Genomic DNA, 19,974 nt, shown 5'->3' on the forward strand with positions numbered 1-19,974 from the left:
GCCCTATTTGCCACGCTTGAGCAGGGCCCGGGCGCGTTCGGCGATACGCGCCGGCGTCACCCGCACCTCGGCTTCCAGCTTCGGCGCATAGCCCACCGGCAGGCGCAGGCCACCCAGCCGGCTCACCCGCGCCTCGCTCTCCTCGGCCAGGGTGGCGGCGATTTCGGCGCCAAAGCCGGCCACCTGCACGGCTTCATGCGCAATCAGCACATGGCCGGTGCGGGCGGCGGAAGCCAGCACGGCGGCGCGGTCCCATGGCCACAGGCTGCGCAGGTCGATCACCTCGGCCTCAATGCCCTCTGCGGCCAATGTCGCGGCAGCTTCCAATGACCAATGTACGGCGCGGCTCCAGGTCACGATGGTCAGGTCGCGGCCCGGGCGGCGGATTGCCGCCTTGCCGATCTCGGCCGGCATGGCCGTGTCGACCTCGCCTTCCATACCCCAGAGTTCCTTATGCTCAAAATACGTCACCGGATCGCCGCAGGCGATGGCGGCTTTGAGCAGGCTGTAATTATCCTGTGCCGTGGCCGGCGCCAGCACCACGAGGCCCGGCACATGGGCGAACCAGCTTTCCAGCGATTGCGAATGCTGCGCCGCCGAGGCGCTCCAGATGCCGATGGGCATGCGGATCACCGCCGGCACGCGGCCCTGGCCGCCAAACATGAAGCGATTCTTGGCCGCCTGGTTGACAATCTCATCCATGGCGCAGAGGGCAAAATCCACCACGCGCATTTCCACCACCGGCTTCAGCCCGGTCAGCGCCATGCCCACGGCGGCGCCGACAATGGTGGCTTCCGAGATCGGCGTGTCCATCACCCGCTCGGTGCCAAATTCCTGCTGCAAGCCGCGATACTGGCCGAAGATGCCGCCACGACCGATATCCTCGCCCAAGGCCACCACGGTGGGGTCACTGCGCATTGTGTCGCCCAAGGCCGCCACGGCGGCGCCGGCATAAGTCATCACAGCCATTGCCCGGCCCCCGTATCCTGAATCTGCGTATAGGCGGCCTCGAGCTCCGGCCAGGGTGCCGCCGCCGCACTGGCCAGCGCGGCTTCCACTTCCTGGCGCGCTTCGGCCAGAATGGCATCAATGGCGGCATCGTTCATGCCGCCGGCCAGCATCTGGCGCCGGGCGATCAGGAACGGGTCGTTGCCGAGCGCCGCCTGCAATTCAGCCGGGTCGCGATAGCTTGCCGGGTCCACCGAGACATGGCCCTTGAAGCGATAGGTCTTGGCATGCAGCAGGCGCGGACCCTTGCCGGCACGGATATCGGCAATCAGCTGCTTGGCGGCTTCATGCACCGCCCAGGCATCATTGCCATCCACCATTTCGGCCGGGATGCCATGGGCGCGGGCGCGGGCCGCAGCACCTTCGCCGGCCGACATCGGCCCGGTCTTGGTGGTGGCCGACCATTGATTGTCTTCACACACGAACAGGATCGGCAGCTTGAAGGCGGCAGCCCAGTTCAGGCTTTCGGCAAACGGGCCGCGATTGATCGCGCCATCGCCAAAGAAGGTGACCGCAATGGCATCCTGCTTGCGGATCTTGATTGATTGCGCGGCGCCCACGGCAATCGGGATGCCGGCTGCCACCACACCATTGGCGCCCAGCATGCCAACCGAGAAGTCGGCGATATGCATTGAGCCGCCACGGCCGCCGCAGAAGCCGCTGGCGCGGCCAAACAGCTCATGCATCATGCCGGCCAGATCGGCGCCCTTGGCCAATGTGTGGCCATGGCCGCGATGCGTCGAGGTCAAGTAATCCGCCGGCTTGAGATGGGCGCAAACCCCGGCCGGCACGGCTTCCTGGCCGGTGGAAAGGTGCAGCGGGCCGCGCACCTGGGCGGTGCCGGCGGCGGCCTGGCCAAAAGCGGCAACGCCGCCCTTGCTGGCGGCTTCGGCGGCATCTTCGAAGGCGCGGATACGGCACATGGTGCGATACAGCGCCACCAGGGTGGGCAGCGCAATATTGCTGGCGGTGGCTGGAATGGTCTGGGTCAAAGCGCCGGTTCCCGGTTTTCTATTTGCTGGGGCCGTTGTTGATAGCAAAGCCCGGGGCATCGGTTCAATGGCGCCGGCTGTTCAAACGAACGGTTGTAAGAATATTCTCATATGGTAGGTATGCCCTAAGGAAACTGCCCGACTTTCGCCAGGGTTTGGAAGGAAGCCATTGTGAGCAATACCAAGCGGGCAGCGGCCAAAGTGCAAAGCCCGGCCCTGGCTGTGGCGGCCGAGGCTGAGCCGGGCGGCGAAAGCCGCGCCCTGGCGCGCCGCCGCATCATCATCACCGAAGCCGCCAAACAATTCGTCAAGCAGGGTTTTGACGGCACCTCGATGCGCGACATTGCGGCAGCCTCCGGCATCATGGCCGGTTCGCTGTATTACCATTTCGCTTCCAAGGAAGAATTATTCGTGGCGGTGCATGGCACCGGCATGGATCTGATCGAGAAGGCGGTGCGCCGCGCCATGGCCGGCTTGGACGATCCCTGGCTGCGGCTGGAAGCGGCGGCGGCGGCGCATTGCGAAACCATGCTGGGCGGCTCGGATCTGGGCGCCATCGTGACGCAGCATTTCTCGCCCTCGATGGCCAAGATCAAGCCGGAGCTGATTGCCCAGCGCGATAAATACGAAATCCTCATTAAGCAATTGGTGGCCGATCTTGACCTGCCGCCCAGCATTCCGCCGGCCGTGTTCCGGCTGCATTACCTTGGCGCCCTGAACTGGCTGCCGACCTGGTATCGCCCCGGCCAGGGCCTGCCGGTGGCGCAATTGGGAAAGCTGCTGGTGGCGATGCTGCGCGGTGCCGGCGCTTTTCCTGATCTGACGCTGGGCGCCGAGCCGGTGTTGCCGGCACGTAAGCCAAAGCGCAAATAACTCAATATATCCGGCGGCCATCCTGGTCGTAGAGATGCGAATAGGCGGCGATGATGCCGCCGAGGCCCGGATGCTGAAACGGCAGGAACAGGTTTTCGATCCGGGCCCAGTCGCGTTGTGCGATCATGCGCGGCTTGCCGCGCCGGAAATTCGGCCGCACCTGAGCAATCGCATCGGTATAGCGCTGGGTATAATCCGGCTGCCCGGCCAGATGCGGCCAGATTTCGTCAAACCACTTGCCTGTTGTCTCATGGCCAAACGAGGCGACGATGCGGGTGCCAACCAGCCGGTAGCGCAGGCGTCGCGGCGCCTCGTGCACTTCCACCACCCACAGGCAGGCCAGATGCTGCGGCACCTGGATTGGATCAAAGCTGCGCCAGGGCGGCAGGCCGCCGGCGGCATCGCGCAGCAGCTGCCAATATTGGAACAACGCCACATGATCGGCGCCATAAGGCGCAAGCGCCTCGGCGGCCTCAATCGGGAATGTTGTGTTGTCGATGCTGGTCATGGCGTGGCTATGGCCCGCTATACAACGCACTGCGTAGGCTGTCGAATCGATAATTCGACTTAGCGTTATGCTTGCGGCAATCCGCCACGCGGCAAATTGCCGGATGGCTATGACGGCTGGAATATGTGAAATTCAGCCCATTCGCAGCAACACTTCGGGTGGAAGATGGACCTGCTCCTCGATGCCGTGTTTCTGGCCCGGGCGCAATTTGCCTTCACGGTTGCCTTCCATATCGTGTTTCCAGCCTTCACCATCGGCCTGGCGAGTTACCTTGCCGTGCTGGAAGGGCTGTGGCTGTGGACCGGCCGCGAGGTCTATCTCCAGGTCTTCCGCTTCTGGCTCAAGATTTTTGCCGTCAGCTTCGGCATGGGCGTCGTCTCCGGTCTGGTGATGAGCTACCAGTTCGGCACCAACTGGTCGGTGTTTTCCGACAAGGCCGGCCCGATCATTGGCCCGCTGATGGGCTATGAGGTGCTATCGGCATTTTTCCTCGAAGCCGGCTTCCTGGGCGTGATGCTGTTCGGCATGAACCGGGTCGGCAAGCGGCTGCATTTCACTGCCACGCTGATGGTAGCGTTTGGCACATTCCTCTCGGCTTTCTGGATTCTGGCGGTGAATAGCTGGATGCAGACCCCGGCCGGCTATGCCATTGCACCGAATGGCCAGTTTGTGCCGGCAGACTGGTTTGCGGTGATCTTCAATCCGTCCTTCCCCTATCGCCTGGTGCATATGGTGCTGGCGGCCTATCTCACCACTGCCTTTGTGGTTGGCGCGGTTGGTGCCTGGCATCTCCTGCGCGATAGCGGCAATGCCGCCGCGCGGGTGATGTTCTCGATGGCGATGTGGATGGCGGCCATCGTGGCGCCGGTGCAGATCGTGGCCGGCGATTTCCACGGCCTCAACACATTGCAGCACCAGCCGGCCAAGGTGGCGGCAATGGAAGGGCATTACGAAACCCACCGGGGCGCACCGCTGATCCTGTTCGGCTGGCCTGATAACAAGGCGGCGGAAACCAAATACGCTATCGCCATCCCCAAGCTGGGCAGCCTGATCCTGACGCATGACTGGGAGGGTGAGGTGAAGGGCCTGAAGGCCTTCCCACGTGAGGATTGGCCGCCCACCGCTGTGGTGTTCTGGAGTTTCCGCATCATGGTCGGTATCGGCCTGCTGATGGCACTGCTCGGCGCGGTCACGCTGCTGTGGCGCTGGCGCGGGCGGCTTTATGCGGCACCCTGGCTGCATCGTTGTGCCCTGGTGATGGGGCCAAGCGGCTTTGTTGCCGTGCTGGCCGGCTGGGTCACCACCGAAGTCGGGCGCCAGCCCTATACCATCTATGGCCTGCTGCGCACGGCGGATTCCGTTTCGCCCATCGCCCTGCCCGGCGTGGCTGCCTCGCTGGTTGCCTTTGTGGTGGTGTATTTCATCGTCTTTGGTGCCGGCATCTTCTACTTGCTGCGGCTGATGGCCAAGCAGCCGGGGCCGGAGATGCTGCATGAGCCGGCAGTGGAAGCGCCGTTGCGCAGCGCCGGCAGCGCGCCGGTGGTGGATCTGCTCAGCGACGGCAAACAAGCCGAAATACAGGGAGGCCGGCCATGAGTCTCGATCTGCCGCTGATCTGGGCCGGGCTGATCGCCGTGGCCATCCTGGCCTATGTGATCCTGGATGGCTTTGATCTTGGCGTCGGTATGCTGTTTCCATTGTTCAAGCGCGAAGCCGAGCGCGACACGCTGATGAATTCCGTCGCCCCGGTCTGGGATGGCAACGAAACCTGGCTGATCCTGGGCGGTGGCGGCCTGCTGGCGGCGTTTCCGCTGGCTTATTCCATCGTGCTGCCGGCGCTGTATGCACCACTCACGCTGATGTTGCTGGGCCTGATCTTCCGCGGCGTGGCGTTTGAATTCCGCTGGCGCACCACACGCTGGAAAGCCGTGTGGGACTGGAGCTTCGCGGTGGGTTCCTATATCGCCGCCTTCACGCAGGGCATCGCGCTCGGCGGCCTGATCCAGGGTATCAAGGTATCGGGCCGCGCCTATGCTGGCGGCTGGTGGGATTGGCTCACCCCGTTCAGCCTCGCCACCGGGCTGGCGCTGGTGCTGGGCTACAGCCTGCTCGGCGCCTGCTGGCTGATCATCAAGACGGATAGCGAGATTCAGGCGCGCTGCTACAGCCTGGCGCGCCGCCTGGCGCTGGGGCTGGTGGTCATGATCGGCCTGGTCAGCCTGTGGACACCGTTTCTCGATCCACGCTTTTTTGCCCGCTGGTTCCACTGGCCCGGCCTGGCGCTCACCGCGCCGATGCCGCTGCTGGTGTTGGCCGCTGCCTGGGCCTTGTGGCGCGGCTTGCAGGATAAGCGCCGCGAAAAACAGCCATTTCTGGCGGCATTGGCGTTGTTTGTGCTGTCCTATCTCGGCCTTGGCATCAGCTTCTGGCCGCTGATGGTGCCGCCGGATATCACCATCTGGCAGGCAGCGGCGCCCGATGCCAGCCTGGGTTTCCTGCTGGTGGGGGCGGTCATCCTGCTGCCGGTAATCCTGGGCTACACGGCCTATGCCTATTGGGTGTTTCGCGGCAAGGTGGATAAGAATGCCGGCTACCACTGATTCAAAAGCCGGCGAAGCACCGCTGGCGCGGCGCCTGCTGTGGTTCGTGGCGCTCTGGGCTGGCGGTGTAGCCAGCGTGGCTCTGGTCGGTTTTGCCCTGAAATGGTTGCTGCGGCCGTAACTTTCTCACGCTTGCCTTTATGATGATCATCATCATATTGTGCCGTATGAACAGCCAGCCAAAAGCCACCAGCCGCAAACAGGAAACCCGCGAAAAGGTGCTGGCCGCTGCCGCCCGCGCCATCCGCGAGCAGGGGCCCACCCGGGTCGGGGTGTTGGAAATCATGCGCGAAGCCGGCCTGACTCATGGCGGCTTCTACGCCCATTTCACCTCCAAGGACGATATGGTAGCGGCGGCCATCGATTGGATGTTTGCCACCACCCGGGCGCGCAAAGCGGCCCGGGCCGAACGCGATCCGGCCAGCGATACACTGGCGCAATGGATCACGGAATATGTTTCGCCGCGCCACCGCGACGATGCCGGCCAGGGCTGCCCGCTCACCACGCTGACCAATGATATCCGCCATGCCAGCGCCCCGGCCCGCGCCGCTTTTGATGCCGGCGCCGCCGCCATGATCGGCCGCATCGCCGCCCGCCTGCCGGCGGATGAGCCTGAACCGGATAAGCGCGCCATGGCGATCCTGGCCCAGATGGTGGGGGCGGTGGCCCTGGCCCGCGCGGTCAGCGACCCGGCTTTGTCGGATGCCATCCTGGCCGCCACAAGCCAAGACCTGGTGCAGCCATGAGCCTGGCTGCCAGCCCCGCCAGCGCTGCGGCAAGCCATCGTGAAACCCTGCTTGGTGGCGCTATCCTGCCCACATTGCTGCGCCTCACCATCCCCACCACGGTGGCGATGCTGGCCACGGCATTAGCGGCGGTGGCGGAAACCACCTATGTCGGCCTGCTCGGCGTGGCGCCGCTGGCGGCGATGGCGCTGGTTTTCCCGATGGCGATGCTGATGCAGATGATGTCGGCCGGCGCCATGGGCGGCGGCGTATCCTCGGCGATCAGCCGTGCCATCGGTGCCGGTGATATAAACCGCGCCAATGCGCTGGCTTTGCATGCCATCGCCATTGCCGGCATTGCCGCTGCCGTGTTCACGCTGTTTTTCCTCAGCCTCGGCCCGGCGATCTATGCCCTGCTGGGTGGCCGCGGCGAAGCACTGGCGCAGGCCGTGGTTTATTCCAACACCTTGTTCATCGGCGCGATCTGCATCTGGATGTTCAACACGTTGTCATCGGTGCTGCGCGGCACCGGCAACATGAATGTGCCATCGCTGCTTGGCCTGCTGGTGGCCGGCGCCCAGGTGGTGATCGGCGGCTGCCTCGGGCTTGGCTTGGGGCCGTTGCCGCGCCTCGGCATGGTTGGTTTGGCGCTGGGCCAGTTGCTCGCTTTTGGCGGCGGCGCGCTGGTCTTGCTGTGGTTCCTGCGGTCCGGCCGTGCCCGGCTGCTGCTGCGCTTTCGTGGCACCAAGTTTCAGCGCGGCATGTTCATGGATATTCTGAAAGTGGGTGCCATTGCCTGCCTGTCGCCGTTGCAGACCGTGGCCACGGTGCTGGTTTTCACCGGCCTGGTGGCGCGTTTCGGCACCGAGGCTCTGGCCGGCTACGGCATCGGCGCGCGGCTGGAATTCCTGCTGGTGCCGATCGCCTTCTCGGTCGGCGTGGCTAGCGTGCCGATGGTGGGCATGGCGATTGGCGCCGGGCTGGTGGCGCGCGCACGCCGGGTGGCCTGGACCGCCGGCGGTGTGGCCGCCCTGGCGCTGGGCCTGATCGGCCTGGTGGTGGTGGTGGCACCGGATCTGTGGGCTGGGCTGTTCACCCGCGATGCGGCGGTGCTGGATGTGGCGCGGCAATATCTGGTGGCGGCCGGGCCGGGCTTTGCGCTGTTTGGTGCCGGGCTGTGCCTGTATTTCGCCTCGCAGGGCGCCGGGCGTATTGTCGGCCCGGTGCTGGCGGCCAGCGCCCGGCTGCTGCTGGTGATGATCGGCGGCTGGTGGCTCACCAGCATCGCCGCGCCGCTCTGGACCCTGTTTGCCCTGGCCGGCGCAGCCATGGCGCTTTATGGCTTTGCCACGGCCGGCGCGGTGTATTTCACCCGCTGGGGCAAAGCCTGATTAGCTGCCAGTGATCAGCCGCCAGTGAAATCCGGCTTGCGCTTGGCGCGGAAGGCGGCCACACCCTCGGCAAAATCGGCGCTGCCAAAAGCCGTCGCTTGGGCCGCCGCCTCGGCATCGAGAAAGGCTTCCAGCGGCAGGCTGTAGGCGCGTTGCAGCAGATGTTTGGCCAGCCCATAGGTGATCGTGGGGCCGGCAGCCAAGGCCGTGGCCTGTTCCAGCGCCGCGTCGAGCAGCCTGTCGGGCGCCAGCACGCGGCTGGCCAGGCCGATGCGCAGGGCTTCCTCGGCATCGATATCGCGGTTGGAAAACAGGATATCCTTGGCCCGCAGCATGCCCACGGCGCGCGGCAACGTGTAAGCCAGGCTCAGATCAGGCACCGCGCCGATGCCAAAAAAGCCGGCGCGGAATTTGGCATCCGCCGCCACCAGCACATAATCGCCGCACAAGGCCAGGGCGAAACCGGCGCCGGCGGCGGCGCCGTTCACGGCTGTGATCACCGGCTTGCGTGCGTTGAGCAGCGGCAGCAGCCAGCGGTAATTCGCCTGCATGCGCTGCTGGGTGGCCAGCGCGCCGCGATCATCCATGCTGCGGATATCGCCGCCGGCACAGAAGGCGCGGCCGCTGCCAGTGATGACGATGGCGCGCACCGCCGCGTCATCCAGCAGGCCGGGCAAATGCTGCGTCAACCCGGCCTTGATTGTGGCTGACAGCGCATTCATCGCCTTGGGTTCATTCAGCCGCAGCAGGGCCACTGCGCCATGGCGTTCCAGGATCACTGCTTCTGCGCCGTTCTCGCTCATTTTTTCCTCCTGCTTTTCCGGCGGCAGCTTTCCTGATGCCCGGGGCAGGGTCAATCCTTCCAGGGATTCGCTACCAGCGGCCAATAGGTCGGGGCGCGCTTGGTGTAGCTCAGGCTCGGGCCGGAGCCGAATACCGCACCTGGCGTCTGCACGTACAGCACCTCGGCGGCGATGGGGGCAAAGCCCTGGTAAAAATGCTGGCTCGATTTCACCACCACGATTTTCATCGCCGCCAGATCGATGCCCAGCCCGGTGAAGGCATCGGGATGGAATACCTGGCTGCGCTGGCTGGCTAGCACCAGATGCAGCCCGCCGCCGTTATTCAGCACTTCCAGATGCACGGCGCTGCCCAGCGCACCGCGTTGGCCGCTCATATCGGTCTGTTCATAATTCTCGGCGATGTTATGCACCAGGCAGGTCAGGTCCAGCGGCTGGCCCGAGGTTGGCCCCAGCTTGCCGCCGATGCGCAGCTCCAGCTGGGCACCGATGCCCACCGCCTGGCACAAAGCCACCGCCTGCGGGTCCCAATAGATGCCGCTCACCACATCGCGCAATTGGCGCTCCAGCAGCGCTTGCAGGATGAAGGTGGCATCGCCCGGCGCGCCGCCGCCGGGATTGTCGGCGCTATCGGCCAGCACCACCGGTTTGTCTGCATTGGCGGCCAGCGCAAGCGCCTGGTCCAGCGCGCAGGCCACGTCCAGGCTGGTCGGGCGCGAAGCCTCGCGCATCGCAAACACTTCCTGCGCCAGCTGGCCGGCCAGCGCCTCGGCGCGTGCCACCGCGCCGGGTTGCAGGGCGTCGGCGATCACCCAGATACGCGCCCCCACCTCGGCCACATCGCCCAGGCCGAAGCCATGGCCAAAATTCACCGCCAGGATGCCGTCATTGCCTTCCAGCGCCTGCATGCGGGCCACAAAACTTTTCGCCGGTTCGCGCGTGGTGTGAAACACGCCGATCAGCCGGCAATCGGCTAGCCGCGTCACCGGTCGGATTCGGCCCAGCGCCGCATCGCGGCACAAAGCATAAAGCTCGCGGGCGCGGTCCAGCGTGTCAGTATGCGGATATTCCTTGTAGGCGATCAGCGCATCGGCATTGTCCAGCATCGCCAAAGTTGTGTGGCAATGCAGGTCCAATTCAGCGCCCAGGATGGCATCGGGGCCGATCAGCGCCCGCACCCGCGCCAGCAGGTCGCCTTCGCAATCGTCATAACCATCCGCCACCATTGCGCCATGCAGGTTGAGCAGCACCATATCCACCGGCAGGGCGGCACGCAGGCCGGCCAGCAACTCGTCGCGCAGGCTTTCATACACCGTCCGCACCGTGCGCCCGGCCGGCTGCGCCGCTGCCATCAGGCCTTCGCTCACCTGATGCCCCTCGGCGTCTGCCAGCCGGCGCCATTCATGCAGCGGCGCGGTGAACAGGCGCGGCGGCAACTTGGTGGCATCGCCGCGATAGATGCCGGCCTCGGCAAAGGCCGCCATGCCGGTCGGCAGCGGCGAGAAGGTATTGGTCTCGGTGGCCAGGCCGCCGATGAACAGGCGCAGGGTTTTCTGCTGCATGGGATAGCGTCTCCTTGTGGCGCCAGCTTAGCGCGGCCACTAATTCTGGGGGATTGTTATTTGATTATAGGATAATTAGCCCATAAATGGGCGTATAACCCCTTTCTGTTTCACGTGAAACAATGCCGGCAGGGCAGACGCTTGGGTTTGCTTCTGGTATTTTCCGGCTACCGATTCGGAGTAGCCAGACGTGTTCTTGGAGCAGGCCCGCGCCAGCCTTAAAAGCGTGTTCGGCTTTGCCGATTTTCGCCCCGGCCAGGCCGAAATCATCGGCGCCGTGCTGGCCGGGCGAGATGTGCTGGCGGTGATGCCGACCGGCAGCGGCAAGTCGCTATGCTACCAGCTGCCCGCGATCATGCGGCCGGGTGTCACCGTGGTGGTATCGCCGCTGATTGCGCTGATGCGTGACCAGGTGCGGCAATTGACCGCCTTCGGCATCGAGGCCGGCAGCCTGAATTCCGCCAATGACGCCGATGAAAACCGCCGCGTGCACCAGGCGCTGCGTGCCGGCCGGCTCAAGCTGCTTTATGTTGCGCCGGAACGCCTGGCGAGACCCGACACGCTGGCGACGCTGGCCGGCAGCAATGTCAGCCTGCTGGCGATAGACGAAGCGCATTGTGTGTCGCAATGGGGCCATGATTTCCGCCCGGAATATCTTTCAATCGGCAATCTGCGTGCCGAGCTGGGCCAGGTGCCGGCGATTGCGCTGACCGCCACCGCCGATGCGCCGACCCGCAACGACATCGTGAAAAAGCTGTTCCCGCGCGAGCCGGAGAATTTTATCCGCTCGTTTGATCGGCCCAATCTGCATCTGCTGATGCTGCCCAAGGACAATGCCTCGCGCCAGATTGCCGGCTTCATTGCCGCCCGGCGCGGCATGAGCGGCATTGTCTATTGCGCCTCGCGCAAACGCACCGAGGAACTGGCCCACAGTCTGGCCGCCGCCGGCCATCGCACATTGCCCTATCATGCCGGCATGGAGCAGGGTCTGCGAAATGAGAACCAGGATACATTCCTGCGCGAAGACGGCGTGGTGATGGTGGCTACAGTGGCTTTCGGCATGGGCATCGACAAGCCCGATGTGCGCTTTGTCTGCCATGCCGACCTGCCGGCCAATGTGGAAGCCTATTACCAGGAGATCGGCCGCGCCGGCCGCGACGGCCTGCCGGCGGAAACCTTCACCCTGTATGGCCTGGACGACATGCGGCTGCGGCGGCTGCAAATTGAACAGGGCGAGGCGCCGGAGGAGCGCAAGCGCATCGAGCGCCAGCGTTTCAATGCCCTGGTGGCCTTGGCCGAATCGCCGCGCTGCCGGCGCCAGACTTTGCTGGCCTATTTCGGCGAGGCGGCCGAACCCTGCGGCCATTGCGATCTGTGCCAGGAAGGCGTGGCGATGGTGGATGGCACCATCGAGGCGCAGAAGGCGATGTCGGCCATGGCACGCACCGGTGAGCGTTTCGGCACCGAGCATCTGGTCAATCTGCTGGTTGGCAATGCCACTGATGCCATCTTGCGCTACGAGCATGACCGGCTGCCCACTTTTGGTGTTGGCAAGGATCGCCCGGTGGAAGCATGGCGGGCGATTTTCCGCCAGATTTATGCTGCCGGTCTGATCGGCCTGGATATTGTTGGCCATGGCCGCTGGGTGCTGACCGATCTGGGTTTGCAGGTGCTGCGCGGCAAGGCGCGGGTGGAGTTGCGCCGCGATGCGGTGGAAGGCAATGGCGCCAAGCGCGGCCAGAAGAAGCAGGCCGGCCGGCCGATGCTGGCCGAGGCCGAGCTATCCGGCGCCGACAATGCGCTGCTGGCCGATCTCAAGGCGCTGCGGCGCCAGCTTGCCACCGAGCAGAACCAACCCGCCTATGTGGTGTTTTCCGACCGCACATTGCTGGAACTGGCCAGCAAACGACCCGACAGCCTGGGCCGCATGGCGGAAATCCATGGCATCGGCGCCGCCAAGCTGGAACGCTATGGCGAATTGTTCCTTGACCTGCTGCGGCGCCACCACAGCGTGGCGGCATGACCAAGTTAACCAGATTTTCGCCATATCGCTGCCATCATTGGCCGGTTATAAGCAAGGCAACCCATGTCACAAAGTGAGCCTGCCGTGCCGCGTCGACTTATTGCCCACACCCTGCTGCTGACGTTGCTGGCTGCGCCCGTGCTGGCGCAGGAAGCGGCCAAGCCGGCACCGGTGCCCGAGCCGCCGCCACCGCAGAAGGCCGGCACACTCAGCTTCGTGCTGGAAAACGACATGCTGTTTGCCAATTCAGACCGGCATTACACCAATGGTGTGCATATGTCGTGGCTGACCGCGCCCGGCGCCGAGCCGGAATGGATCGGCAATGCCGCGCGGATGCTGCCGATTTTCAGCGATACAAAGGATTTGCGGGTGGAGCTGGCACTCGGCCAGAGCATGTACACGCCGCGTGACATAAGCCAGGTCAATCCGCCCAGCACCGACCGGCCCTATGCCGGCTGGCTCTATGGCACGGTGGGGGTGATTTCCGAAACCCGCAGCCATCTCGACCAGTTGCAGCTTGGCATCGGCATTGTCGGCCCGGCTTCGTTTGCCGAGCAGTCGCAGAAGATCGTGCATGAGGCGATCGGCTCGCGCGAGCCGATGGGCTGGGACAGCCAGCTCAAGAGCGAGCCGACGCTACAGCTCAACTACCAGCGTTCCTGGCGTTATGTCGCGGCGCCGGATTTCCTCGGCCTCAAGCTGGATGCCACGCCGCATGCCGGCGTGGCGCTGGGCAACGCCTTCACCTATGCCAATACCGGCATGATGCTGCGGCTGGGCTATAACACGCCCAAGGATTACGGCCCGCCGCGTGTGCAGCCCAGCCTGCCCGGTTCGGGCTATTTTGAACCGGTGGGCGATTTCGGCTTCTACTTCTTTGCCGGCTTCGAGGGCCGCGCCGTGGCGCGCAACATGTTTCTGGATGGCAATCTGTTCACCGACAGCCGCAGCGTCAGCAAGCGCCCGCTGGTGGGTGATGTGCAGGCCGGCGTGGCGGTGATCTGGCAGGGCATGCGCTTCGCTTACACCCATACCATGCGCAGCCAGGAGTTCGACGGCCAGGATCAGCCCGACCGTTTTGGCGCCTTCAGTGTCTCGTTCCGGTTCTGATCCGGTTTAAGCCGAGTCGCGCCCGAGTCGCATAAGTATATGTTTTAGCTATATCTGCGCGGGTTTAACTGCGCCTTAAGATTCATCATGCTGATAATGCCCTGGCCGTAATAGTCTGGGGATCAGACTTTGCGGCCGGCCTGAGCCGTTGCCGGTCGTCAAAAGGACGATTCAAGAGTCGGAGAAACCACGTTACTCGCATGATGCCGCCGCGCCAGCCATCCGCCATAAAAACGGCTTTCCTGCATTGTGCGGGATATTTTGCCGCGGCCGGCCTGTTCAGCCTGGTGATCAATCTGTTCGGCCTGGCGCAGCCGCTTTACATGATGCAGGTATTTGATCGCGTGCTGTCTTCCGGCAGTCTGGCCACGCTGGCGATGCTTACGCTGGCAGTGGGCGTGGCGCTGGGCGTGCTGGCACTGATCGACGATGTGCGCAGCCGCATCCTGATCGGCTGGGGCATCAGGCTCGACAACATGCTTTCCGCCAAGGTGATGATGGTGGAAGTGGAGCGCGCCAGTATGCGCAGCGGCGGCAGTCAGGGCCAGGCTTTGCGTGATCTCGACCAGGTGCGCCAGGTGCTCACCGGCAGCGGCACGCTGGCCTTTCTCGATCTGGTCTGGACCCCGGTTTATCTCGGCATCTGCTTCCTGCTGCATCCCGCCCTTGGCATCACGGCTGTGGCTGGCGCCGGGCTTTTGCTGCTGCTTGCCATAGCCAACCAGATTTTTGTCACCAAGCCGATGGCCGAGGCTGCCGGCCATGCGCAGAAAAGCTATCGCCTCACCGAAGCCTCGTTGCGCAATGCCGAGGCGGTGCAGGCAATGGGCATGCTGCCCGGTCTGATGCGCAACTGGCGCCGCGAGCGCAACGCCTTCATGCTGCGCCAGGCCACGGCCAGCCGGCGTTCCTCGGGTTTCATGGCCGCCATCCGCATGCTGCGCGTTGGTTTGCAGATCGCCATCCTGGCGGTTGGCGCCTGGCTGGCAGTGGACCAGCTCATCACCCCCGGTGCGATGTATGCCTGCATGCTGCTGGCCGGCCGTGGTGTGCAGCCGGTGGATCAGGTGGTGGGCGTGTGGGGCCAGATCGTCAATGCCTTCGCCGCTGCCAAGCGGGTGGACGAAGTGCTGTCGCAGCCGATGCGCGAGCAGCAGATGCAATTGCCTGAGCCGGAAGGCCATCTTTCGGTGGAAGGCGTCACCTTCGCCGCGCCGGGTTCCGAACTGGCGATCCTGCGGGGTGTAACTTTCGCGCTGCCGGCGGGCGAAAGCCTGGGCGTGATCGGCCCCACGGCGGCCGGCAAGTCCACCCTGGCGCGGCTGTTGGTTGGCGTTTGGCGGCCTTATTCCGGCGTGGTGCGGCTGGATGGCGCCGATGCCTTCGGTTGGGAGCGCGAGGATTTTGGCCGCCATGTCGGCTATCTGCCGCAGGATATCGAACTGTTTGCCGGCTCGGTGCGCGACAATATCGCCCGCTTCGGCGAGCCTGATTCCGATGCGGTGGTGGAAGCAACGCGGCGCGTCGGCATCCATGACATGATCCTGCGGCTGCCGAAGGGCTACGATACCGATATCGGCGAGGGCGGCGCGGTGCTGTCCGGCGGCCAGCGCCAGCGTATCGGCCTGGCCCGCGCCATCTATGGCAATCCGAAATTTGTTGTGCTCGACGAGCCGAATTCCAATCTCGACGGCCAGGGCGAGGAAGCTTTGCGCCAGGTGCTGCTGCATCTCAAGCAGCAGCGCTGCACCGTGGTGATCATCGCGCATCGCCCCAGCATGCTGGTGACGGTGGACAAGATCCTGGTGCTGCGTAACGGCCTGGTTGATCGCATGGGCCCAACCGCTTCGATCATGGCGCAATTCGCGCCCAATACCGCGCCGCTGCGCGTGGTGCAGGGCGGTGCCGGGCAGCAGGCGGTGGCGGGCAATGCCGCCAAGGCCATTGATGCGAGGCAGGCATGAGCGGGAGCCTAGCATGAGCGGGAGCTTGGCATGAGCAAGGCCGTCGCCTCGCGCAGCCGCAATCTGCCCGACAATGTGCAGCTGCGCCCGCGCGCGCTCACCCTGGCCACCGGCAAGGGGCCTGGCGGCCGCATGCCGATAGAGCCGCCGCTGAATGACGGCGTCAAAGGCTCGATGTGGTTCGGCATGATCGTGCTGTTTGTTTTCCTCGGCCTCTCCGGCTTGTGGCTCTACACCGCGCCGCTGGATAGCGCCGCGATTGCGCCCGGTCTGGTGCGGGTGGAGGGCAATCGCAAGACCATTCAGCATCTGGATGGTGGCATCGTGCGCTCGATCGAGGTGCGCGAAGGCGATCTGGTGCAGAAGGGTCAGGTGATGATCCAGCTTGATACTGTGCAGGCCCAGGCGGCGGTGGAAATCCTTTCAAGCCAGTATGACATTCTGCGAGCCCAGGAAGCCCGGCTGCGCGCCGAGCGCGATGGCGCGCTGGTGGTGGATTTTCCGGCCGACCTGCTGGCGCGTGCCGGCAATGCCTCGGTGGGTGAGGCGATCCGCGGCGAGGCGCAGCTTTTTACTTCGCGGCGCGTGGCCCAGGAAGCCCAGTTCAATGTGCTGCGCCAGCAGGTGCTGCAATTCGGCGAGCAGAATCGGGGCCTGGTGGCGCAGGTGGCGGCGCTGGAGCGCCAGATGGCGCTGGTGAATGAGGAATTGAAGGGTACGCGGGAATTGTATGAAAAGGGCTATGCGCCCAAGACCCGTGTGCTGGCGCTGGAGCGTGCCATGGCGGCCATCGGCGGCCAGATTGCGGAATATCGTGGCTCGGTTGGCCGCGTGCGTTTCACGGTCAGCCAGGCCGAAGCGCAGATGGAACAGCTCAAGCGTGATCGCCTGTCGCAAGTCGCCACCGAACTGAATGCCGTGCAGGGCCGCCTGGTTGATGTTGGCGAAAGACTGACGGCGGCGCGCGATAGTGTTGAACGCACCACGATCCGCGCGCCCGAAACCGGCTATGTGGTCGGCCTCAACGTGTTTACCGTCGGCGGCGTGATCAATCGCGGCGACCGTATCCTGGAAATCGTGCCGGAAGGCGAGCCGATGGTGATCGAGGCCCGCATCAAGCCGGAGGATGCCAAGGACGTGCATGAAGGCATGCGCACCGAACTGCATCTGCTGGCCTACAAGCAGAAGGGCATCCCGATCATTCATGGCACGATCAAGACTCGCTCGGCGGATCGTTTCACCGATCCGCGCACCGGCGAAGGATTCTTCAGCATTCAGGTCGTCGCTGATCAAAAAGAATTGTCGCAGCTGGACGGTGTGAAGCTCGCGCCGGGTATGCCGGTAGACGTAATCATCCCCACCGGATCGCGTACGGCCTTGGAATACCTGCTGCAACCGCTGCTGCAAGCCAGCCGTAAGTCTTTCAAAGAAAAGTGAGAATCCCGAAAATGCGCAACTCAACCTATGGTGCTTGTGTGGTTTTTGCCACGAATTGCCGGAAATCCGCCCGGGCTGTGGCTTTTTTCGCCCTTCATCGTAGCTGTAAACGCTTCGGTAATAAAACCCTGATTGACTCTGCTCTGCACCGGGAGTAGTAATCAGGCATTATACAGGAGAAGAGTACCCGCAATCTCAGGCGCAACAGGCCAATTGGCGGACACCTTCTTCTGGATCAGTAACCAGTCCCGGGCGGCAGTAGTCGCTCTAGTTCGAATAGCGTAACCGGGGAAAAACCCGGAATTTGACGCTCCGTTAATGCCAGGCGAAGCTTGGTTGGGGGCATCTCAGAAGGAGAGGTCGCGTCATGACGAACATCACCCTTGGTGATACCGACAATTCTGCCACCCTGAGCGGGTTCAGCACCCTCACAACAGGTTCCGGCACCGATACAATCACTGTTACCGGCGGTTTGACCAATGCGGTCATCAATCTGGGTGAAGGCAGCGATAGCCTCGCCCTTGGCAACGCCGCGAACTCGCTCACAGCCAGCAACGTCGAGACCCTGATTGGTGGCTCCGCTGCTGACTTGGTGACGCTCACCGGTGTGATTGACAGCTCGGCTTCCATCGACCTCGGCGATGGCAAGGACAAGCTGACCCTCGGCAACGATGGCTACACGCTGTCGATGGCCAATATCGAAACCGTGGTTTCCGGTTCGGGCGCCGATGCGCTGACCTTCACTGCGGCAGTCACGGGCGCCAGCGTTTCGCTCGGCGCCGGCAACGACTCGATCACCTTCGCCGATGGCGGCAACACGGCGACCGCGACGGGCGCCGAAACCCTGACCGGCGGCACCGGCAATGACACCATCACCCTGGGCGGGGCTGTCACCAATGCCGAAGTTGATCTCGGTGATGGCGATGACACGCTGGCCCTGGCCAACGGCACCAACAGCCTGAGCGCCGCCAATGTCGAAACTGTCACCGGCGGCACGGGTGCCGACACTGTCACCCTGACCACCACGGTCAGCGCCGGCTCGGTCAATCTGGGCGTCGGCAACGACAGCCTGACCCTGGCTGATGGTGGCAACACGCTGACCGCTTCGGGCGTTGAAACCATCACCGGCGGCACGGATGCCGACGACCTGACGCTGAATGCCGGCATCACCAACGGCAAGATCGATCTGGGCGATGGCGCCGACAAGGTTGTGCTGGCCAATGCCACCAACAGCCTGACCGCCAGCAATATCGAAACCCTGACCGGCGGCACCGGCGCTGATACCGTCACGCTCGGCACCACCATCGACAGCTCGGCCGAAATTGACCTCGGCGCCGGCAACGACAAGCTGACCCTGGCCGATGGCGGCAATGGCGCGGTTATTGCCAATGTTGAAACCCTGACCGGCGGTTCGGGCGATGACGAAGTCACCCTCAGCACCGTGGTCACCAACGGCAATGTCAATCTGGCGGCTGGCAACGACAAGCTGACCCTGGCTGATGGCGCCAATGTCATCACCGTGGCGAATGCGGAAAGCATCGTTGGCGGCACCGGCGCTGACACCGTGACCCTGGCCTCGACGCTGCCCTCGACGGCGGAAGTTGACCTCGGCGACGGCGCCGACACGCTGAACCTGTTCAACGGCCCGAACAGCCTGACCATCACCAATGTTGAAACTGTGGTGGGCGGCACCGGCAACGATGACCTGACGATGTCGGGCACCGTGTCGGGCGTGCTGTTCCAGCTCGGCGCCGGCAGCGACAAGCTGACCCTGGCGGATGGCGGCAATGAACTGACCGCCACCAATGTGGAAACCGTGATCGGCGGCGCCGATGCGGATGTGGTCACCTATGGCGCGGCCGTCACCAACGCCACCATCGATCTTGACGATGGTGCCGACTCGCTGGCACTGGCGAATGGCACCAACAGCCTGACCGCGAGCAACATCGAGACGCTGACCGGTGGCACCGGTAACGACACCATCACGCTGGGCACCACGATTGACAGCTCGGCCGATATCGACCTTGGCGATGGCAAGGACAAGCTGACCCTGGCCGATGGCGGCAACACCGCCGTGCTGAGCAACGTGGAAACCGTGACCGGTGGCTCGGGTGATGATGATGTCACCCTGTCGACCACGGTTTCGGGCGGCAATGTCAACCTGGCGGCTGGCAGCGACAAGCTGACCCTGGCCGATGGTGGCAACACCCTGACGGTCTCGAACGTCGAAACTATGGTTGGCGGCACCGGCGCGGATGTCGTCACGTTGGGTTCGACCATTGCCAATGGCGATATTGACCTCGGCGATGGCAGCGACAGCCTGACTCTTGCCAATGGCACCAACAGCCTGAGCGCGGCCAATGTCGAAACTGTCACCGGCGGCACTGGCGCCGATACCGTCACCCTGACCACCACGGTCAGCGCCGGCTCGATCAACCTCGGCACCGGCAGCGATAGCCTGACCCTGGCTGATGGCGGCAACACGCTGACCGCTTCGGGCATCGAAACCATCACCGGCGGCGTTGATGCCGATGACCTGACGCTGAATGCTGGCATCACCAATGGTTCGGTGGATCTCGGCGATGGCGCCGACAAGGTTGTGCTGGCCAATGCCACCAACAGCCTGACCGCCAGCAATATCGAAACCCTGACCGGCGGCACCGGCGCTGATACCGTCACGCTCGGCACCACCGTCGACAGCTCGGCCGAAATCGACCTCGGCGCCGGCAATGACAAGCTGACCCTGGCCGATGGCGGCAATGGCGCGGTTATTGCCAATGTTGAAACCCTGACCGGCGGTTCGGGCGATGACGAAGTCACCCTCAGCACCGTGGTCACCAACGGCAATGTCAACCTGGCAGCCGGCAGCGACAAGCTGACCCTGGCCGATGGCGCCAATGTCATCACCGTGGCGAATGCGGAAAGCATCGTTGGCGGCACCGGCAATGACACCGTGACCCTGGCCTCGACGCTGCCCTCGA

General features: G+C 64.1%; 16 protein-coding genes. 11 read left to right on the forward strand and 5 right to left on the reverse strand.

What is annotated here, in order from left to right; translation table 11 throughout:
* Positions 1-3: 3 nt before the first annotated feature.
* A complete protein-coding gene (locus KBB36_RS04100) occupies positions 4-969 on the reverse strand; it encodes a transketolase C-terminal domain-containing protein (RefSeq protein ID WP_290977262.1) in 966 nt (321 codons plus the stop codon).
* On the reverse strand, positions 960-2,000 hold the full coding sequence (locus KBB36_RS04105) for a thiamine pyrophosphate-dependent dehydrogenase E1 component subunit alpha (protein WP_290977265.1): 1,041 nt from the start codon (positions 1,998-2,000) through the stop codon (positions 960-962). Before KBB36_RS04105 ends, KBB36_RS04100 begins: the two co-directional genes overlap by 10 nt.
* Positions 2,001-2,171: 171 nt before the next feature.
* Between KBB36_RS04105 and KBB36_RS04110 the strand changes: the two genes are divergently transcribed.
* Entirely contained in the window at positions 2,172-2,873 is a 702-nt protein-coding gene (locus KBB36_RS04110) for a TetR/AcrR family transcriptional regulator (RefSeq protein ID WP_290977268.1), read from the forward strand.
* Position 2,874: 1 nt separating this feature from the next.
* Here KBB36_RS04110 and KBB36_RS04115 read toward each other — a convergent pair whose 3' ends face one another.
* The gene (locus tag KBB36_RS04115; RefSeq protein ID WP_290977271.1) at positions 2,875-3,381 is read right to left on the reverse strand and encodes a PAS domain-containing protein; all 507 of its coding nucleotides are present in this window, start codon (positions 3,379-3,381) and stop codon (positions 2,875-2,877) included.
* Between the two features lie 165 nt (positions 3,382-3,546).
* Between KBB36_RS04115 and KBB36_RS04120 the strand changes: the two genes are divergently transcribed.
* The 5 genes from KBB36_RS04120 to KBB36_RS04140 are packed head-to-tail and all read left to right on the forward strand — an operon-like array spanning position 3,547 to position 8,097.
* The gene (locus KBB36_RS04120) at positions 3,547-4,977 is read left to right on the forward strand and encodes a cytochrome ubiquinol oxidase subunit I (RefSeq protein WP_290977273.1); all 1,431 of its coding nucleotides are present in this window, start codon (positions 3,547-3,549) and stop codon (positions 4,975-4,977) included.
* Complete coding sequence (gene cydB / locus KBB36_RS04125) at positions 4,974-5,981, forward strand: cytochrome d ubiquinol oxidase subunit II (protein WP_290977275.1); 1,008 nt, start codon at positions 4,974-4,976, stop codon at positions 5,979-5,981. Before KBB36_RS04120 ends, cydB begins: the two co-directional genes overlap by 4 nt.
* Positions 5,965-6,102, forward strand: coding sequence for a hypothetical protein (locus tag KBB36_RS04130; RefSeq protein WP_290977278.1), 138 nt, complete (start codon positions 5,965-5,967; stop codon positions 6,100-6,102). Before cydB ends, KBB36_RS04130 begins: the two co-directional genes overlap by 17 nt.
* Positions 6,103-6,148: 46 nt before the next feature.
* Entirely contained in the window at positions 6,149-6,727 is a 579-nt protein-coding gene (locus KBB36_RS04135; RefSeq protein WP_290977280.1) for a TetR/AcrR family transcriptional regulator, read from the forward strand.
* Complete coding sequence (locus tag KBB36_RS04140; protein WP_290977283.1) at positions 6,724-8,097, forward strand: MATE family efflux transporter; 1,374 nt, start codon at positions 6,724-6,726, stop codon at positions 8,095-8,097. The genes KBB36_RS04135 and KBB36_RS04140 overlap by 4 nt, the downstream gene beginning before the upstream one ends.
* Positions 8,098-8,111: 14 nt before the next feature.
* Here the strand turns inward: KBB36_RS04140 and KBB36_RS04145 are convergent, their stop codons facing one another.
* The gene (locus tag KBB36_RS04145) at positions 8,112-8,900 is read right to left on the reverse strand and encodes an enoyl-CoA hydratase/isomerase family protein (RefSeq protein ID WP_290977286.1); all 789 of its coding nucleotides are present in this window, start codon (positions 8,898-8,900) and stop codon (positions 8,112-8,114) included.
* A gap of 50 nt (positions 8,901-8,950) precedes the next feature.
* Positions 8,951-10,459, reverse strand: coding sequence for a M81 family metallopeptidase (locus KBB36_RS04150; protein WP_290977288.1), 1,509 nt, complete (start codon positions 10,457-10,459; stop codon positions 8,951-8,953).
* Between the two features lie 190 nt (positions 10,460-10,649).
* Here KBB36_RS04150 and recQ point away from each other — a divergent pair, with 190 nt between their 5' ends.
* The 5 genes from recQ to KBB36_RS04175 all read left to right on the forward strand — a co-directional run.
* Complete coding sequence (gene recQ, locus KBB36_RS04155; RefSeq protein WP_290977290.1) at positions 10,650-12,482, forward strand: DNA helicase RecQ; 1,833 nt, start codon at positions 10,650-10,652, stop codon at positions 12,480-12,482.
* Between the two features lie 84 nt (positions 12,483-12,566).
* A complete protein-coding gene (locus tag KBB36_RS04160) occupies positions 12,567-13,592 on the forward strand; it encodes a lipid A deacylase LpxR family protein (RefSeq protein ID WP_290977292.1) in 1,026 nt (341 codons plus the stop codon).
* Positions 13,593-13,792: 200 nt separating this feature from the next.
* Positions 13,793-15,556 (forward strand): type I secretion system permease/ATPase, encoded by a 1,764-nt coding sequence (locus KBB36_RS04165; RefSeq protein WP_290977294.1) that lies wholly within the window; start codon positions 13,793-13,795, stop codon positions 15,554-15,556.
* Between the two features lie 30 nt (positions 15,557-15,586).
* Entirely contained in the window at positions 15,587-16,993 is a 1,407-nt protein-coding gene (locus tag KBB36_RS04170) for an HlyD family type I secretion periplasmic adaptor subunit (RefSeq protein ID WP_290977296.1), read from the forward strand.
* A 367-nt stretch (positions 16,994-17,360) separates the two neighbouring features.
* The coding region (locus KBB36_RS04175) for a calcium-binding protein (RefSeq protein ID WP_290977299.1) at positions 17,361-19,974 on the forward strand (2,614 nt) is incomplete at its 3' end.

Origin of the sequence: Ferrovibrio sp., assembly GCF_017994015.1 — a bacterium.
In the GTDB taxonomy this organism is placed as follows: domain Bacteria; phylum Pseudomonadota; class Alphaproteobacteria; order Ferrovibrionales; family Ferrovibrionaceae; genus Ferrovibrio.

Bases quoted from the DNA above. Each gene is read 5' to 3' on its own strand.
- KBB36_RS04100 (WP_290977262.1), bottom strand. From the start codon at position 969: ATGGCTGTGATGACTTATGCCGGCGCCGCCGTGGCGGCCTTGGGCGAC.
- KBB36_RS04115 (WP_290977271.1), bottom strand. From the start codon at position 3,381: ATGACCAGCATCGACAACACAACATTCCCGATTGAGGCCGCCGAGGCG.
- KBB36_RS04120 (WP_290977273.1), top strand. From the start codon at position 3,547: ATGGACCTGCTCCTCGATGCCGTGTTTCTGGCCCGGGCGCAATTTGCC.
- cydB (WP_290977275.1), top strand. From the start codon at position 4,974: ATGAGTCTCGATCTGCCGCTGATCTGGGCCGGGCTGATCGCCGTGGCC.
- KBB36_RS04130 (WP_290977278.1), top strand. From the start codon at position 5,965: ATGCCGGCTACCACTGATTCAAAAGCCGGCGAAGCACCGCTGGCGCGG.
- KBB36_RS04135 (WP_290977280.1), top strand. From the start codon at position 6,149: ATGAACAGCCAGCCAAAAGCCACCAGCCGCAAACAGGAAACCCGCGAA.
- KBB36_RS04140 (WP_290977283.1), top strand. From the start codon at position 6,724: ATGAGCCTGGCTGCCAGCCCCGCCAGCGCTGCGGCAAGCCATCGTGAA.
- KBB36_RS04145 (WP_290977286.1), bottom strand. From the start codon at position 8,900: ATGAGCGAGAACGGCGCAGAAGCAGTGATCCTGGAACGCCATGGCGCA.
- KBB36_RS04150 (WP_290977288.1), bottom strand. From the start codon at position 10,459: ATGCAGCAGAAAACCCTGCGCCTGTTCATCGGCGGCCTGGCCACCGAG.
- KBB36_RS04165 (WP_290977294.1), top strand. From the start codon at position 13,793: ATGATGCCGCCGCGCCAGCCATCCGCCATAAAAACGGCTTTCCTGCAT.
- KBB36_RS04170 (WP_290977296.1), top strand. From the start codon at position 15,587: ATGAGCAAGGCCGTCGCCTCGCGCAGCCGCAATCTGCCCGACAATGTG.